This is a genomic window from Thioalkalivibrio sp. XN8 (assembly GCF_011058255.1).
Taxonomy (GTDB): domain Bacteria; phylum Pseudomonadota; class Gammaproteobacteria; order Steroidobacterales; family XN24; genus XN24.
The window spans coordinates 1-336 of the sequence record NZ_JAALFH010000041.1; the positions used below are offsets into that span (position 1 = coordinate 1).

Annotated in this window: 1 protein-coding gene; it reads left to right on the top strand. The window is 67.6% G+C overall.

Annotated elements, in window-relative coordinates:
* On the top strand, positions 1-336 hold a 336-nt coding region (locus tag G6N75_RS04400), incomplete at both ends, for a hypothetical protein (RefSeq protein ID WP_206202920.1).

The window sequence follows — 336 nt, forward strand, 5'->3', positions numbered from 1 at the left end:
TCGTCTGCCGGTGTTCGGCTCCGATGACGGCACGGGCAGCCCCGTGGTCACGAACCACGTGTTTGCCAGCCCGACCTATCCGCGGGCGCTGAACGATTGCGCTGCCTGCCATGTGGAAGACTTCGCGATCCTGCCGGGTGCCGACGTGGCGATGGCTTCGACGGTCGAGACGGGTGAGCCGCCCTTCGGCGACCAGCTCAACGATGTGCTCGAGGGCGCCCTGGCCTCCTCCTGCATGACCTGCCATCGCAGCGGCGATCCCGCTGTGGAAGCCGTGCTGAAGGCGCATGCGTACCAGAACGGCTGGGTCCCGCAGGCATTCCCTGAGGGTCGCCA